The organism is Ruegeria sp. R8_1 (assembly GCF_017743815.1).
Classification (GTDB): domain Bacteria; phylum Pseudomonadota; class Alphaproteobacteria; order Rhodobacterales; family Rhodobacteraceae; genus Ruegeria; species Ruegeria lacuscaerulensis_A.
The window spans coordinates 36,680-51,422 of the sequence record NZ_JAGHRL010000002.1; the positions used below are offsets into that span (position 1 = coordinate 36,680).

Sequence of the window (14,743 nt, forward strand, 5' to 3'; positions counted from 1 at the left end):
TTCTATTCCAGCAATTCGCGCGGTGTGGTGAAGCCGATAACATCCCCACTCCGCCAGTCGATATCGGCCCAATCCTTGATGCTAAACCGGATCACGGTAGTCGCACATGTCGGATAATCCAAGAAACGTGGGTGATCCGGGGGGCGACGAACGATCCGGCGGGCGAATTCACATATGCCTGAGTTGTGGCCTAGCATCATGACCGTTGGCTGCGTCGCACCCGACAGTTCAATCAGCATGTCTTCGGGTTCGGCCAGATATAGTGCGCGGTGAAAGCAAATCCTGTCGGCTTGCAGCCCCATGCGATCCCAAGTTTCACGCGTCCGGATTGCCGTCGAGCTGAGCACTTCGTCCGGCATCCATCCGTGTTCATTCAACCACCTGCCAATGGCGCGTGCAGATTTCCGGCCGCGTTTGTTCAGGGGGCGGTCATGATCCTTGAGCGTTGGATCGCCCCAACTGGATTTTGCGTGGCGGGTAAGGATCAGAGTCAGGCTCATGATGGGTGGAACGCTTTCATATGATGGGCGGACTGTTCGGGGTCGCGATTGGCGCCGGCGCTGACAGGGCAGGACAGACGTGCAAGGCAGCCTCCGGTCATACAGGTTTGGCCCTCGTCTGTGGAGAGGTGCGCATGGCATGCGCCCACGTCATAGAATTCCTGATCGTTCAACGCGCCCACGGGGCAGGTCGAGGTGCAGGGCGCGGCACAGGTGGCGCACGGCGAGGGTGCTATCGCCTCGGGTATCTCGAACTCCTGCGCGAAATGCAGCGCACCCCGATATGAGATCATCATACCCACGGTGTCATGCACCAGCGCGCCCACTGGGCTGCTGAAGGTGCGCCCGGATTTCAGCGCCCAGTCGATGAAAGGTGCATAAGGTGGGCCGCCGAAAGGGAAATGCGCATCAGCCCCCAAATCAAGGGCCATTTGTCCAATCACGCGGGTTGACCAGCGGTCGACAGGATCGGGGCCGTTCCATTCCGGGGCCGCCCTCAGGACCGGCCAAAAGCCTGGCCCCGCGCCCAACAGAACCAGAGTGCCACCGTCCAGCCCCTTTGCTCCGCTGGTACGGGGATGGGTCGCGCCCATGGTGATTAACCCGGCCTGATGCGCGACACGTCCCACCCAGCCATAGCTGATAGACGCTTTATAGGCTGAGGCGGGGACGTGTTGCGTCATCTCTTCTCCGCTTTAGGGGCTCAGTCGGGGCGGATCAGTGACCCTGCGCCGTGTTCGGTAAACAGTTCCAAAAGCACCGCGTTGGGCGCGCGACCGTCCAGAATGACCACCGCCCGTACGCCGCTGTGTAAAGCATCCAGCGCGGTTTCAGTCTTGGGGATCATACCGCCTGCGATCGTACCTTCCATCGTCATCTCGCGGATCTGACCGGCCTTCAGTTCGGTCACAACTTCACCCGCGGCGTTCTTGACGCCCGAGACATCGGTCAGCAGCAACAGGCGATCCGCTTTCAGTGCCGAGGCAATCGCGCCTGCGGCGGTATCGCCATTGACGTTCAGCGTCTCTCCGGTTCGGCCTGCACCCAGTGGCGCGATCACCGGGATCACATCATGGGAAAACAAGTCGTGCAGGATTTTCGGGTTCATGTCCGCCGGAGAGCCGACAAAGCCAAGAGCCGGATCGGCCTGATCGCAGACCATCAGATTGGCGTCCTTACCAGACAGGCCCACGGCCGTTCCGCCCTGATCGTTGATCGCCTGGACGATGCGCTTGTTCACAAGGCCAGACAGGACCATCTCGACCACTTCGACGGTGGCTTTATCGGTCACGCGTTTGCCGCCTACAAATTCGGACTGGATGTCCAGCTTGCCCAGCATCGCGTTGATCATCGGGCCGCCACCGTGGACGACCACCGGATTGACACCGACCTGACGCATCAGCACGACGTCGCGGGCAAAGCTCTCCATCGCCTCGTCACTGCCCATGGCGTGCCCGCCCAACTTGATGACGACAATGGCATCGTCATAACGCTGCAGATACGGCAAAGCGCTGTTCAAAGTGGCGGCGGTGGCGATCCAGTCCCGGTTCATATCTCTTGTCTTCATGGCTGCTGTCCCTCTGGCATTCCGTGTTAGGGCCTTTGCCCGGTGCTGCCAAGGGGCAAGCTATTCCAGATGGGCGATGATCGAGCGCAGCGTGGGAATCCCGTCGCCCTTTTCGGACGAGGTCAGCACGATTTCAGGGAAGGCGGCAGGGTGTTTCGACAACGCTCCGCGTACCTGATCCAGAACCTTTTCGCGCTCGTTGGATTTGACCTTGTCGGCCTTGGTCATCACGCACTGAAAGGTCACGGCGCTGGTGTCCAGCAGCTTCATGATCTCGGCATCGACCGGTTTCACCCCATGGCGCGAGTCGATCAGAACAAAGGCCCTGCGCAGCGTTTGACGTCCGCTCAGGTATTGTTTCAGCAGCCGTTGCCATTTTTCGACAACCTTGACCGGCGCATTGGCATAGCCATAGCCGGGCAGGTCGACCAGATACAGCTCGGGGCCTTGGGTGAAAAAGTTGATCTCTTGCGTGCGGCCCGGCGTGTTCGAGGCACGCGCCAATCCCTTGGTGCCGGTCAGCGCGTTGATCAGGCTGGACTTGCCCACATTCGAACGCCCGGCAAAACACACCTCAAGCCGGTCTGGCGCGGGCAAGCCGTTCATGGCGACCACGCCTTTGACAAACTCGGACTCGCCGGCAAACAGTTTGCGGCCACGCTCTTGCGCGAACTCATCCGGTGTTTCGGCTAAGGGAAAGGGCAGGGTGGTCATAGCAGTTGAACCTTGTCACCGGTTTTGACCTCGCCACCCCGTATCACCTCGGCGTAGACGCCGAAATCCTGATGATCCCAGGTATTGAGCGCCGCCAAAGTATCGGCATCACGCGCACCTGTATCGGGGTTGGCAGTCGTCGCAAGGCATCGGGTGATACGCTCGCGGACATGCAACACAGCCTGACCGATCTGTACTTCGCGGCCCAGCCATTCGAATTCTTCCCACAGGGGCAGCCCGTCGAACCAGACATTGCCGCGCCAGCGTACCGGGGAAAGGTCTTGCCCCAACTTCTGCTCGACCGCGCGATGCGTGGCCATGTTGCACAGGCTAATCGACGGGAAATCGCTGTCCGTCATCCCTCGTCCAGGCACTCGGACGATGCGGGCCGAGGCCGCACGATCCGCAGGCATCAGCGGCTTGACCCAATCCAGAAAGGCATCTTGTTGCGTGTCGGGCTGAAAGCGCAGCTCGGGTCGTTCGGGATGGGTCAGTGTGACGGTATCACCTTCGGTACGGGCCGAGATTGCCATCAGCGACGGAGCTTTGGCACCGCGGCTGAAATTGGCACAAGGTGCCCATTCGGTTCCATCCGTTTTCGACGCTTCGTGCGCGACGGCCCAAACACGATCCCCGGGCATGGTTTGCCCGGGGCTCAAAGTGACGGTCTGCACGGCCTCGCGGCCATGGCTTTTGATCGGATGTCGCCAGAGGTTGGTTACTTCACCTGTCATTTGTCATCCGTCTTCGGAGTTCGTTTGAAGCTTGACTTGATGTTTCCGAACACGTCCGGCTTGTAGCCCTGGCTGCGCATGATCAGGTATTGCTGGGTAAATGTAATCGTGTTGTTCGCAATCCAGTAGACCACCAGGCCACTGGCAAAGCTGCCAAGCATGAACATAAAGACCCACGGCATCCACGCAAAGATCATCGCCTGTGTCGCGTCAGTTGGTGCCGGGTTCAGCTTTTGCTGCAGCCACATTGAAACACCCAGCAACAGCGGCAGGATACCGATGAAGATCAGCGCCATCAGTGTATCGGGCTGCGGACCGGCCCACGGTAGCCAGCCAAAGAAGTTCAGTATCGAGGTCGGGTCCGGCGCGCTGAGGTCCTGGAATGGTCCAAACCATGGGGCCTGACGCAGTTCGATCGTGACAAAGATCACCTTATACAGCGAGAAGAAGATCGGAATCTGCATCAGGATCGGCAAACAACCTGCGGCGGGGTTCACCTTTTCCTTCTTGTACAGCTCCATCATGCCTTGCTGCATCTTCTGGCGGTCGTCGCCAGCGGCCTCTTTCAGGGCTTCCATCTGCGGCTGCAGTTCCTTCATCTTCGCCATCGAGACGTAGGATTTGAATGCCAGCGGGAAGAGGATCGCCTTGATGATCAGGGTCAGGCCGATAATGGACCAGCCCATGTTGCCGATCAGAACATTGATGTTGTGCAGCAGCCAGAAGATCGGCTTGGTCAGGAAATAGAACCAGCCCCAGTCGATGCTGTCGATAAACTTCTGTACGCCTTCGGCTTGATACTCACGGATGGTTTCCCATTCCTTCGCGCCTGCGAACAGTTGGGTGGTCACTTCTTCTGTCGCGCCGGGGGCGACGGTCAGTGTGGGCAGGACTGTCTCGGTCTGATAAATCTTACGGCGGGCGTCGTATTTCGCAGCGGCCTTGAAGGTCGCACCTTCTTCGGGGATCAGAGTGGTCATCCAGTAGTGATCGGTGAAGCCAACCCAGCCGCCTTCCTTGACCTGAAACACTTCGGCTTGCGCGCGCTCGTTCGGGTCGATGTCAAAGTCGCGGACGTCGCCATAGTCGATCTCGTCCAGCACGCCGTCGGCCATGACCATGACCCCTTCGTGGAGGATGAAGAAATTCTTCAGGTCGGGCAGGTCACCGTCTTCACCGATGCCGTGGCGGGCCAGAATGCCATATGGGGCCATGCCCACCTCGGCCTGCGTGTTGTTTTCCACCGATTGGGTGACGTCGAACATGTAGTTTTCGTCCACCGAGATTGTGCGGCGGAAGGTCAGGCCGTTGCCATTGTCCCATTTCAGCGTGACCGGCGTGTCGACGCCCAACGTCTCACCGCTTTCCAAAGTCCACAACGTGTTCGGGCCCGGGACATCGGTGCCCGCAACACCTGCGCCAGGTGCCCAGCCGTACAGCGCATAATAGGCCGATTCCGACCCGACCGGGGAAAGCAATTCCACGATCGGCGCGCCTTCTTCGATCGAGACTTTGTAGTCCTTCAGGAACAGCTCATCGATGCGGCCACCTGACAGGGAGAGGCTGCCCTCCAGACGAGGTGTGTCGATCACAATGCGAGGTGCTTCGGCATCGGGCAGCGTTTCTTCTGCAGCAGCTGTCGCTTCACCAGTCGTGCCCGCGTTTGTGGCGCTGGGCGTCTGAACCTCGGTCGCGTCGGTGGCGCTGATTTCTGCCTGATCGGGCAGCGCGGTTTGTTCCGGCGGTGGGAACAGCACGAACCAAACAAGGATCACGAGAAAGCTGAGCGCGGTTGCGAGGATGAGATTCTTATTCTGATCGTCCATCTGGGACAGCCACCTTAAGCAGTGAAACACACCCGGTGGGTTCAACAGAGTGCAGCCCCAAAGGTCAAGCGGATTCGCCCGTCAAACCGTCGCGGATTGGGTTTTTCATGCGGAATTTGCCGATCAAGAGCCAGTTTGCCGCCCTATCTTGGGAACTCCATTCACCTTGTTCTGATGCGCTGCGATCCAGTCCAGCGTTTTTTCAAATGGCATGGGTTTTCCGATCCCAAAACCCTGAACGTGATCGCATCCCAACTGGGCCATCAATGCGTGCTCTCCCGGAGTTTCCACACCTTCAGCCAGAGTTTCCAAATTCAGCCGTTCCGCCATTGTGAGAATGGCACTGACCATTTGCTGCTGGCTGGCGTCCTTGTCCGCCTTTGTCACGAAAGACCGATCAATCTTGATGCGCGAGACGTCAAAACGTTTGATCGAAGCGATCGAGGCATGACCTGTACCGAAATCGTCAAGGTCAATGCAGCAGCCCAGCTTTGACATACTTGTCACGTTGCGGGTGATCACGTCATCCGGTCTGCGAGAAAACACTGTCTCAAGCACTTCGACAGCCAATCTGTCCGGGGTCAGATCATTCTGATCCAATTCCCATTTTAGCCGATCAATGAGTGTAGGATCCCGTAACTCGTCCGATGAAAAGTTGATCCCGATCCGCGGCACTATAACCCCGGCGCGATCCCATTTTTGCATCGCTGTGAACGCGTGGTGGCGCATGGCCTGACCAAACCGTTCCATCAACTCGGCCTGCTCAGCGAAGGGCAGGAAGATATTCGGACCCAGCACGCCCTTTTGTGGATGCTCCCACCGGGCCAGCGCCTCGAATCCGGTCACGCGTCCCGTATCGGTCGAGACTTGCGGTTGGAACCATGGACGGATTTCTCCGCTGTCCAGAGCCGCGTCGAACTCTTTGCGTAAATTTGCACGTATGCGCGATCGACGACGCGTTTCGTTGGAATAAGCGCGTATCGTCGAAGGCCCGTTTCTTTGCGCCTCTTCCAGCGCGGATGAGGCTGCGTCGATCCAAATTTCGAACCCGTCGTCGCGTAACGAGGTCAGCAAGCTGAACCCGATCGAGCAGGAAACGTAGATGCCCGAACCGTTCAGAGTCAGCGGCTCTTCAATGGCAGATTGGATACGCCCAGACATTTGGATGCAGGCCTCGAGGTCAAGATGTTTTGACGGCCGCAACCCGATGGCAATCTTGTGCGGATCCAGCTGCGTGGCAATATCCTGCGCACGGATGGCAGATAAAACGCGGACACAGAATTGTTCTGCCATATGGTTGGCCGCCGCATTCCCGTGCAGATCAACAAATTCGTCGAAGTTGTCCAAAGCGACGATCAGGCAGGCGGATTCTTCGCGGATATTGCGCGCCGTTTGATAGAACCCCTCGATTTCCGAGGCGAAACTGCCGATAGATTTAAGTCCGTTGGCTTCGCTTCGGTCTGCGTGTGACTTAGCAGAGTCTGCAGCCGTCAGGATGATCGCTACTAGAACCGGTAGGGACAGGGCCACGATGACCAGGGCGCGTTCCCCGCCGATCCAGAAGGCAGCGAGGCTGATCGCAGGGATGAAAGCCAAGGCCTGAGGGCCGCTGAGTACGGTTGTCAGGACATTCAGAACTCTGCTGACAGAGATATTTTTCCACATCAGATTACGGGCCTTTTTCTTGGGCGTCGCACGCTGTGGTCAACCCTAGAAAAGCAATCTGAGTCAGACGTTAACGCAGATGTGGAATTTCGTCAGCAATTTTGCCTTTTTCGCTGGATTCTAAAGAAAGCCCTGCGAAATCAAACAATTTTGGGTCCAAAAGATGGGACGGTCGCGCGTTTGTCAGAGCGCGGAACATCACTTGTCGCCGACCGGGGCTGTTCTTTTCCCACTGGTCGAGAATCTGTTTCACCTGCTGACGCTGCAACCCGTCCTGACTGCCGCACAGATCGCAGGGAATGATAGGGTAGCTCATTGCGTTGGCGAATTTCGCGCAATCGGCTTCGGCCACATGGGCCAGCGGGCGGAACACGAACAGGTCGCCTTCTTCATTCACCAGTTTCGGCGGCATCGTTGCCAGACGTCCGCCGTGGAACAGGTTCATGAAGAACGTCTCGAGGATGTCGTCGCGGTGGTGTCCCAAAACGACGGCGGAACAGCCTTCCTCACGCGCAATACGATAGAGATTGCCACGGCGCAGACGCGAGCAAAGTGCACAATAGGTTCGGCCCTGTGGAACCTTGTCCATCACGACAGAATAGGTGTCTTGATATTCGATCCGGTGGGGTACGCCCATCCGTTCCAGAAACTCGGGCAGGACAGTGGCGGGAAAACCGGGTTGCCCCTGATCCAGATTGCAGGCCAGCAGATCGACGGGCAGAAGACCGCGCCATTTCAGCTCATACAGCACTGCCAGCAGGGTATAACTGTCCTTGCCGCCTGACAGGCAGACCAACCAGCGTGGAGGCTTGCCATCTTTGTCATGGGCCGACGGGTCCACCATTCCGTATTGCTCAATGGCTTCTCGGGTCTGGCGCACGATGCGCTTGCGCAGCTTCTTGAACTCGGTGGTCGAGGGCGCGCCGGCAAAGAGTGGATGGATATCGTCAGCTTCGTCAAACATGCGCAGCCCCTACAATAGTTGGCGCAACCGGGCAAGGGTGACGCTTAGCCCAGCCGCGCGAGCAAGGCATCTGTGTTCAGCCCCCGTACTGATCCGGGCACCCGCCCGCTGTCACCTGTCAGGCGCGTCACGATGAACCCGTCGGCCACGGCGGATGGGGCGTGGCGCAACAGCAGCGAAGCCGTCAGCAGCAGAGCGGTGCGTTCAGCAAACCAGCGCGCCTCGGGTTCAGAGGGCAGGCCGGGCCATTGGCCGCGATAGGCTTGCAGCGCCGCGTCGTAAGCGCGATCTACGCCGCGTGCGGTATCCAGTTCGGCCTGCAAAACCTCGGCGGCCAAAGGCTCACGCGCCAATGTGCGCAGGATATCAAGGCAGATCACATTGCCCGACCCCTCCCAGATGCCATTCAGGGGTGCCTCGCGGTAGAGAAGGGGAAGGGGCGTATCCTCGACGTACCCCATGCCGCCCAAAACCTCCATCGCTTCGACCACGACCACGGGGCAGCGTTTGTTGTTAAGGAACTTGGCCAGCGCCACGCTGATGCGGGCAAAGGCGCGGTCTTCCGGGGTTTGCCCGTCAAATGCTTGGGCCACGCGCATCCCGAGGGTCAGTGCGCCCTCCCAATCCAGCACCAGATCACTCAGAACGGCCTGCATCAGGGGCTGGTCGATCAGGCGGCGTTGAAAGGCGTTGCGGTGGCTGACCCAGTGATGCGCCGCAGACAGGGCGGCGCGCATCAGCCCGGCGGGGGCCATTGCGGTATCAAGCCGTGTGTGATGCACCATCTCAAGGATCGTGCGAATGCCCGCGCCCTCGTCTCCCAGCTGATAGGCCAGAGCGTCGTGATATTCGATCTCGGCCGAGGCGTTGGCGCGATTGCCCAGCTTGTCCTTCAGGCGCATCAGGTGGATGGCGTTGCGCTCGCCCTCCAGCCAGCGTGGCACAAGGAAACAAGTCAGCCCGCCCGGGGCCTGCGCCAGCGTCAGGAACCCATCCGACATCGGGGCCGAGCAGAACCATTTATGCCCGCGCAACCGCCAATGATCACCGTCCCGCGTGGCGGTGGTGGTATTGGCGCGGATATCCGATCCGCCTTGTTTCTCGGTCATCGCCATGCCCAGCGTGGCGCTGTGTTTCTGCGCTATGGGCTGGATTGTGGGATCGTACGTATGCGCGGTCAGTTTGGGCACCCAGCGCTGGGCAATATTGGCGTCGGCTTTTAACACAGGCACCGCCGCATAGGTCATTGTCAGAGGGCAGCAGTGGCCGGGCTCGATCTGGCTGGCCATATAGACCATTGCGGCATGGGTCGCATGGCCACCGGGCTGACTATCCCACGGCAACGCGGCGTATCCGGCGCTTTGGCTCAGCTGCATCAACTGGTGATAGGCGGGGTGAAACCGCACTTCGTCCAGCCGCCGCCCGCCGGTATCAAACAGGCGCAGGTCCGGGGCATTCCGGTTCGCATCGCGCGCGGCCTCTTGGGTTTGGATTGTTCCCAGAGCGCGACCATAGGCCGTCAGCGGGTCAACGCGCCCCTTGGCGCGGTTCACGCACCCTTGCAGTACCGGGTCCGAAGTCCAGAGGTCGATATCGCCGCGCTCGGGCGGTTGGTTCAGAACGTCATGTGTCGGCAGGGTGTCGCGGGCGCGTGTGGTCATGGGCCGAGTGTCAGGCCGGGGTCGCGCTCGGTCAACCCTCGTCGGTATCGTCGGGCACCGGGTCATAGCCCGTGCCACCCCACGGATGGCATCGGCCAATGCGGCGCGCGGTCAGCCATGCGCCCTTAATGGCGCCGTGCTTTTCCAACGCCTCTAACGCATAGGCCGAGCAGGTGGGCTGGTAGCGGCAATTGTGCCCGACCCAGGGGCTGAAGATCAGGCGATAGGCCTTGACGGGCAGGGCAAAGACACGCGCCAGCAGGGTCATTTCCGGTCACTATGGATTTTGCGCAGCGCATAGCGCAGATCGCCCAGCAGCGCCTCAAAGGCGCGATCCGCCGTGACCTCGGCGCGGCCAATCAGGACGTAATCCCAGCCGTCGTGACCCTGAACCTGCAGAACGGCGCGCGCAGCCTCGCGCAGACGGCGTTTGGCACGGTTGCGGGCGACGGCATTGCCCACCTTCTTAGAACAGGTAAAGCCCACGCGAATCCCCGATCCTTCGTCCGGGGCGCGTTTGCGGGCCTGCACCATCATCGACGACGTCCCCTGACGCCGCGCGCGGGCGGCCTTCAGGAAATCGGATCGCTTTTTGAGGACGATCAAAGGTTCAGGCACACAAACGGACGCCGCCGGAGGCTTGCTGGGTTGGTGTGAACCATCCTCAGGGGCCTCCGGCGGCGTCATGTTCATAACCTGAAAGGTCGAGCGGCTTACGCGCTCAACGACTTGCGGCCGCGTGCGCGACGTGCGTTCAGGATTTTGCGGCCGGCCTTGGTGGCCATGCGCGCGCGGAAACCGTGGCGGCGTTTGCGAACCAGGTTCGAAGGCTGATAGGTGCGTTTCATCGCTCCGTCTCCATTCTATAGCGGTCGGGTGCGGCGCAGATTCGCCTTGCCCTAGTGTTCGAAGCCCGTCCTCTACTGGGTGGCGGGGGGTAAGTCAAACCCCTAGGTGGGGGTTTTGCTGCCTTTTGCAACAATTCTGTAACCGCCACAGTTGAAAAGTTTCAATTTGACGGTTTTGCCGCCTGAAACCCTCACATTCCCTTCCGTAAACATCAAGGCGGCGTGAGGCCCCTGTTGCAGCGCAGCGCGACGTCGCATGTTGAGCGTAGATGAAACGCACAAAACCGGACACAGACATGAGCGATACAACTCAGGCCCCGCGCAGCGGGCTTGCGCGCCATATTCCATTGTTGGTGATTCTTGCCGTAGCCGTGGCGGGGTTCTTCACTTTGGGCGATTACCTGACCTTTGAGACCCTGCGCGACAATCGCGAATCCCTGCTGGCGTGGCGGGATGCGAATTATTGGGCCATGGCCGGGGCATTCGTGGCGATTTATATTGTGATCGTCGCATTCTCATTGCCCGGTGCCGCCGTGGCCTCGATGACAGGCGGGTTCCTGTTCGGCCTGTTTGCGGGCACCGTGTTCAACGTTTTCGCGGCCACCATCGGCGCATCGGCGATCTTTCTGGCGGCGCGCTGGGGGTTAGGAGAGTCTCTGACAGCGAAACTGGAATCCTCGGAAGGAACGGTCAAAAAGCTGAAGGACGGGCTGCGCGAGAACGAAATCTCGGTCCTGTTCCTGTTGCGCCTTGTACCGGTGGTGCCGTTCTTTGTGGCCAATCTGGTGCCTGCGCTGGTGGGAGTGAAGTTCCGCAATTTCCTGTTCACCACCGCGCTGGGCATTATTCCGGGCGGCATCGTCTATACTTGGATCGGCGTTGGCCTGGGTGGTGTGTTTGACCGGGGCGAAACACCGGATGTGTCCTTGTTGTGGGAGCCGTTCGTGATTGGGCCTATCATTGGCTTGTGCGTGCTGGCGGCATTGCCCATCGTGATCAAAGCTGTGCGCGGCAAAAAGGACGCCTGATCTTATGCAAGAATTGAAGACGGATATCCTGGTGATTGGCGCCGGGTCTGGTGGCCTGTCGGTTGCGGCCGGGGCCAGCCAGATGGGCGCAGATGTGATCCTGCTGGAGGGTCACAAGATGGGCGGAGACTGCCTGAACTTTGGCTGCGTGCCCTCGAAGGCGCTGATCGCCAGCGGTAAGGCGGCCTATGGGCAGGCGCATGCTTCGGCTTTGGGTGTGGCGGATGTGGTGCCGCAGGTGGACTATGCCGCTGCCAAGGATCACGTGCATGATGTGATCGCGCAGATCGAACCGATGGACAGTCAGGAGCGGTTCGAAGGCTTCGGCGTCAAGGTGATCCGGGAATATGGTCAGTTCGTCTCACCCACGCAGGTGCAGGCCGGCGATCATCTGATCACCGCGCGCCGGGTGGTGATTGCCACCGGTTCCTCGCCATTAGTGCCCCCGATCCCCGGTCTGGAACAGGTGCCGTATTATACAAACGAGACGATCTTTGACCTGCGCGACAAGCCCGAGCATCTGCTGATCATCGGCGGCGGTCCCATCGGGATGGAGATGGCGCAGGCCCATATCCGTCTGGGCTGCAAAGTCACCGTGATCGAAGGGATGCAGGCGCTGGGCAAGGACGACCCCGAGGCGGCAGAGATCGTGCTGGACTCGTTGCGCACTGAGGGTGTCGAGATTCACGAGCAGGCCATGGTCGCGCAGATTCGCGGCGCGGACGGCAAGGTCGAGGTTGTGACCGAGACCGGCCAGATCTACTCGGGCTCGCACCTGCTGCTGGCCGCGGGGCGCAAAGCCAACACTGACCGGCTGAACCTTGAGGCAGCGGGGATTGAACCCACACGCACCGGTATCAAGGTGGATGACGCCCTGCGCACCACAAACAAAAAGGTCTACGCCATTGGAGACGTGGCGGGCGGCCTGCAATTCACTCATGTAGCGGGCTATCACGCGGGAATCATAATCCGCTCGGCGTTGTTCGGTCTGCCCTCCAAGGCGAAAACCGCGCATATACCATGGGCTACCTATACCGACCCCGAACTGGCGCAGGTTGGTCTGACCGAGGCGCAGGCGCGCGCGCAGCACGGCGACAAGATGGAAATCGCGCGCTTTGATTATCACCACAACGACCGCGCCATATCCGAGCGCAAGACGAAAGGCTTCATTAAGGTCATGGTTGTAAAAGGGCGCCCGGTGGGTGCGACAATCATAGGCCATCAGGCGGGTGAACTGATCAACTTGTGGTCTCTGGCGTTGGCCAATAGCCTCAAGATGGGACAGATCGCCGCGATGGTTTCGCCCTATCCGACGATCGGAGAGCTTAACAAACGCGTTGCGGGTGCCTATTTCTCGCCAAGGCTGTTTGAGAATCAGACAGTTAAACGAGTGGTCAGGTTCGTCCAGCGCTGGATGCCCTGACCGGGAGGAGAGTGCAAAGTGAACTCGCTGTCGGGCCGATTTCTGATCCTGACCACGGTCTTCGTCATGTTGGCCGAGATCCTGATCTTTGTCCCTTCGATTGCGCGGTTTCGCGAGGACTTTCTGCTCAACCGGCTTGAACGCGCCCAAATTGCGTCGCTGGCGCTGCTGGCAGATGACATGCTTGCGGATGATCTTGAGGCCGAATTGTTGGCCAATGCGGGTGTTTACAACGTGGTATTGCGGCGCGACGAGGTGCGGCAACTGATGCTGTCCTCGCCAATCCCCCAACAGATCATCAAGACTTTTGATCTGCGTGACGCGACCCCCTGGGTTTTGATCCGCGACGCCGTGGCGCGCCTGTTCACGCCGGAAAACGAGATCATCCGAGTGATCGGAGAGCCTGTCAAAGGGGCGGGGTTGTTGATCGAGGTGACCACTGACAGCAAGCCGTTACACATGGCGATGACAGATTACGGCCTGCGGATACTTGGCCTGTCCTTTGTAATCTCAATCATTACTGCGTTTTTCTTGTTCCTTGCCGTGCGGGTGGTTCTGGTGCGTCCGATTAAGGGCGTCGTCGGATACATGCAGCGCTACGCAGGTGCGCCCGAAGACGCGCGAGGGATCATTTCCCCCAACTCCAAGGTAACCGAGCTGCGCGAGGCGGAAGAGGCGCTGCAACAGTTGCAGACCGAACTGACCCAGGCTCTGAAGCAACGCGAGCGCCTTGCTCAACTTGGCGGTGCGGTGGCCAAAGTCAGCCACGACCTGCGGAATATCCTGACGTCGGCTCAGTTGTTCACGGACAGGATCGAATCCAGTGATGACCCACTTGTGCGCCGTATGGCTCCTAAACTGGTGAATTCGATTACCCGTGCTGTCTCTCTCTGTGAAGGGACGCTCGCGTTTGGCCGGGCTGAGGAACCTGCGCCGACTTTGACGATGGTCCCCCTGCATACTATCGCCGATGACGTCGTGGCCAGCGAACAGCTGGCTGTCGCGGACGCCTGCGTTGAGATCCGAAACGACTTGCCCGAAGATTTGGTTGCGCGAGCAGACCCAGAACAGATTTTCCGAGTCATAATGAACCTAGTCCGCAATGCCCGTCAGGCACTTGTGGCGTCGGGCAAGCCCGGGAAAATCACGATTTCGGGCTGTGAGTATGAGAACAGCTGGTGCGTCGAGGTCAAAGATACCGGTCCCGGTCTTCCGCCCAAGGCCCGTGAAAACCTGTTTACACCCTTTCAGGGGGGCGTGCGCAAAGGAGGATCGGGGCTTGGTCTGGCGATTTCGCAGGAGCTGGTGCGCGGACACGGTGGAGATCTGCTGTTATCCGAAACCGGACCGATGGGAACGACCTTTGAAATCCGTCTCCCACGGGGCGACGTGACTTTTTGATTTTTTTTTACAGAATCGGCTTGCACGTATCTAATGCCGGGTCTAAACACCGCCTCACCAACGCGGACCGATAGCTCAGCTGGATAGAGTACTTGACTACGAATCAAGGGGTCGGGGGTTCGAATCCTCCTCGGTCCGCCATTGGTATCTTGTTGAACGTCACACGAACCTGACCCAACCGTCACAGTTGGACCAGAAAAGCGGTGAATGTTCGACACTGGAAGGCGCCCCAAAAAACTCTTCTATTAGAAACGAAATTAGATCCTGAGCTGCAGATCAGTTGCTGGAGCTAGAACTTAGTTCCAACTTTGTGCGCATCGGTTTGGCTCAAATGATTATGAAGGCTAATGGTCTAGTGCCGAGAGGCTGAGGAGTTCTCAAGCAATGCGGACAATAACTGGAGGTTTAGCCT

Annotated in this window: 15 protein-coding genes and 1 tRNA gene; 4 read left to right on the forward strand and 12 right to left on the reverse strand. The window is 59.3% G+C overall.

The annotated features are described in order from the left end of the window. Positions 1-2: 2 nt before the first annotated feature. The 12 genes from J7380_RS04325 to rpmH form a co-directional block, all read right to left on the reverse strand. Positions 3-500 carry a histidine phosphatase family protein gene (locus tag J7380_RS04325; protein WP_209194648.1) on the reverse strand — a complete coding sequence of 166 codons (498 nt, stop codon included), beginning with the start codon at positions 498-500 and terminating at the stop codon, positions 3-5. Next, entirely contained in the window at positions 497-1,183 is a 687-nt protein-coding gene (locus J7380_RS04330; RefSeq protein ID WP_209194649.1) for a ferredoxin, read from the reverse strand. Before J7380_RS04330 ends, J7380_RS04325 begins: the two co-directional genes overlap by 4 nt. 20 nt (positions 1,184-1,203) lie before the next feature. Then, positions 1,204-2,067 carry an acetylglutamate kinase gene (gene argB / locus J7380_RS04335; RefSeq protein WP_209194650.1) on the reverse strand — a complete coding sequence of 288 codons (864 nt, stop codon included), beginning with the start codon at positions 2,065-2,067 and terminating at the stop codon, positions 1,204-1,206. Between the two features lie 60 nt (positions 2,068-2,127). Further along, positions 2,128-2,781 carry a ribosome biogenesis GTP-binding protein YihA/YsxC gene (yihA, locus tag J7380_RS04340; protein ID WP_209194651.1) on the reverse strand — a complete coding sequence of 218 codons (654 nt, stop codon included), beginning with the start codon at positions 2,779-2,781 and terminating at the stop codon, positions 2,128-2,130. Continuing rightward, entirely contained in the window at positions 2,778-3,515 is a 738-nt protein-coding gene (locus J7380_RS04345; RefSeq protein ID WP_209194652.1) for an MOSC N-terminal beta barrel domain-containing protein, read from the reverse strand. Before J7380_RS04345 ends, yihA begins: the two co-directional genes overlap by 4 nt. After that, positions 3,512-5,341 (reverse strand): membrane protein insertase YidC, encoded by a 1,830-nt coding sequence (gene yidC / locus J7380_RS04350; RefSeq protein ID WP_170356655.1) that lies wholly within the window; start codon positions 5,339-5,341, stop codon positions 3,512-3,514. The genes J7380_RS04345 and yidC overlap by 4 nt, the downstream gene beginning before the upstream one ends. Before the next feature lie 123 nt (positions 5,342-5,464). Further along, positions 5,465-7,006, reverse strand: coding sequence for a bifunctional diguanylate cyclase/phosphodiesterase (locus J7380_RS04355; protein ID WP_209194653.1), 1,542 nt, complete (start codon positions 7,004-7,006; stop codon positions 5,465-5,467). 70 nt (positions 7,007-7,076) lie between these two features. Beyond that, positions 7,077-7,970 carry a tRNA 2-thiocytidine(32) synthetase TtcA gene (ttcA, locus tag J7380_RS04360; protein ID WP_209194654.1) on the reverse strand — a complete coding sequence of 298 codons (894 nt, stop codon included), beginning with the start codon at positions 7,968-7,970 and terminating at the stop codon, positions 7,077-7,079. Between the two features lie 44 nt (positions 7,971-8,014). Then, entirely contained in the window at positions 8,015-9,631 is a 1,617-nt protein-coding gene (locus J7380_RS04365) for an acyl-CoA dehydrogenase family protein (protein WP_209194655.1), read from the reverse strand. 31 nt (positions 9,632-9,662) lie between these two features. Then, entirely contained in the window at positions 9,663-9,899 is a 237-nt protein-coding gene (gene yidD / locus J7380_RS04370) for a membrane protein insertion efficiency factor YidD (RefSeq protein WP_170356651.1), read from the reverse strand. Next, entirely contained in the window at positions 9,896-10,318 is a 423-nt protein-coding gene (gene rnpA / locus J7380_RS04375; protein WP_209194656.1) for a ribonuclease P protein component, read from the reverse strand. The genes yidD and rnpA overlap by 4 nt, the downstream gene beginning before the upstream one ends. 26 nt (positions 10,319-10,344) lie before the next feature. Continuing rightward, the gene (gene rpmH / locus J7380_RS04380; protein WP_005980833.1) at positions 10,345-10,479 is read right to left on the reverse strand and encodes a 50S ribosomal protein L34; all 135 of its coding nucleotides are present in this window, start codon (positions 10,477-10,479) and stop codon (positions 10,345-10,347) included. 296 nt (positions 10,480-10,775) lie between these two features. Here rpmH and J7380_RS04385 point away from each other — a divergent pair, with 296 nt between their 5' ends. From J7380_RS04385 to J7380_RS04400, 4 genes are all read left to right on the forward strand, one after another. Then, entirely contained in the window at positions 10,776-11,507 is a 732-nt protein-coding gene (locus J7380_RS04385; RefSeq protein ID WP_170356702.1) for a TVP38/TMEM64 family protein, read from the forward strand. Positions 11,508-11,511: 4 nt separating this feature from the next. Further along, the gene (locus J7380_RS04390) at positions 11,512-12,930 is read left to right on the forward strand and encodes an FAD-dependent oxidoreductase (RefSeq protein ID WP_209194657.1); all 1,419 of its coding nucleotides are present in this window, start codon (positions 11,512-11,514) and stop codon (positions 12,928-12,930) included. Between the two features lie 18 nt (positions 12,931-12,948). Then, on the forward strand, positions 12,949-14,331 hold the full coding sequence (locus tag J7380_RS04395) for a HAMP domain-containing sensor histidine kinase (protein ID WP_348539070.1): 1,383 nt from the start codon (positions 12,949-12,951) through the stop codon (positions 14,329-14,331). Between the two features lie 64 nt (positions 14,332-14,395). Beyond that, positions 14,396-14,472: transfer RNA gene (locus J7380_RS04400), tRNA-Arg, on the forward strand. Positions 14,473-14,743 lie beyond the last annotated feature (271 nt).

Coding starts and splice junctions, on each gene's coding strand:
- J7380_RS04325 (WP_209194648.1), bottom strand. CDS start 500: ATGAGCCTGACTCTGATCCTTACCCGCCACGCAAAATCCAGTTGGGGC.
- J7380_RS04330 (WP_209194649.1), bottom strand. CDS start 1,183: ATGACGCAACACGTCCCCGCCTCAGCCTATAAAGCGTCTATCAGCTAT.
- argB (WP_209194650.1), bottom strand. CDS start 2,067: ATGAAGACAAGAGATATGAACCGGGACTGGATCGCCACCGCCGCCACT.
- yihA (WP_209194651.1), bottom strand. CDS start 2,781: ATGACCACCCTGCCCTTTCCCTTAGCCGAAACACCGGATGAGTTCGCG.
- J7380_RS04345 (WP_209194652.1), bottom strand. CDS start 3,515: ATGACAGGTGAAGTAACCAACCTCTGGCGACATCCGATCAAAAGCCAT.
- yidC (WP_170356655.1), bottom strand. CDS start 5,341: ATGGACGATCAGAATAAGAATCTCATCCTCGCAACCGCGCTCAGCTTT.
- J7380_RS04355 (WP_209194653.1), bottom strand. CDS start 7,006: ATGTGGAAAAATATCTCTGTCAGCAGAGTTCTGAATGTCCTGACAACC.
- ttcA (WP_209194654.1), bottom strand. CDS start 7,970: ATGTTTGACGAAGCTGACGATATCCATCCACTCTTTGCCGGCGCGCCC.
- J7380_RS04365 (WP_209194655.1), bottom strand. CDS start 9,631: ATGACCACACGCGCCCGCGACACCCTGCCGACACATGACGTTCTGAAC.
- yidD (WP_170356651.1), bottom strand. CDS start 9,899: ATGACCCTGCTGGCGCGTGTCTTTGCCCTGCCCGTCAAGGCCTATCGC.
- rnpA (WP_209194656.1), bottom strand. CDS start 10,318: ATGACGCCGCCGGAGGCCCCTGAGGATGGTTCACACCAACCCAGCAAG.
- rpmH (WP_005980833.1), bottom strand. CDS start 10,479: ATGAAACGCACCTATCAGCCTTCGAACCTGGTTCGCAAACGCCGCCAC.
- J7380_RS04385 (WP_170356702.1), top strand. CDS start 10,776: ATGAGCGATACAACTCAGGCCCCGCGCAGCGGGCTTGCGCGCCATATT.
- J7380_RS04390 (WP_209194657.1), top strand. CDS start 11,512: ATGCAAGAATTGAAGACGGATATCCTGGTGATTGGCGCCGGGTCTGGT.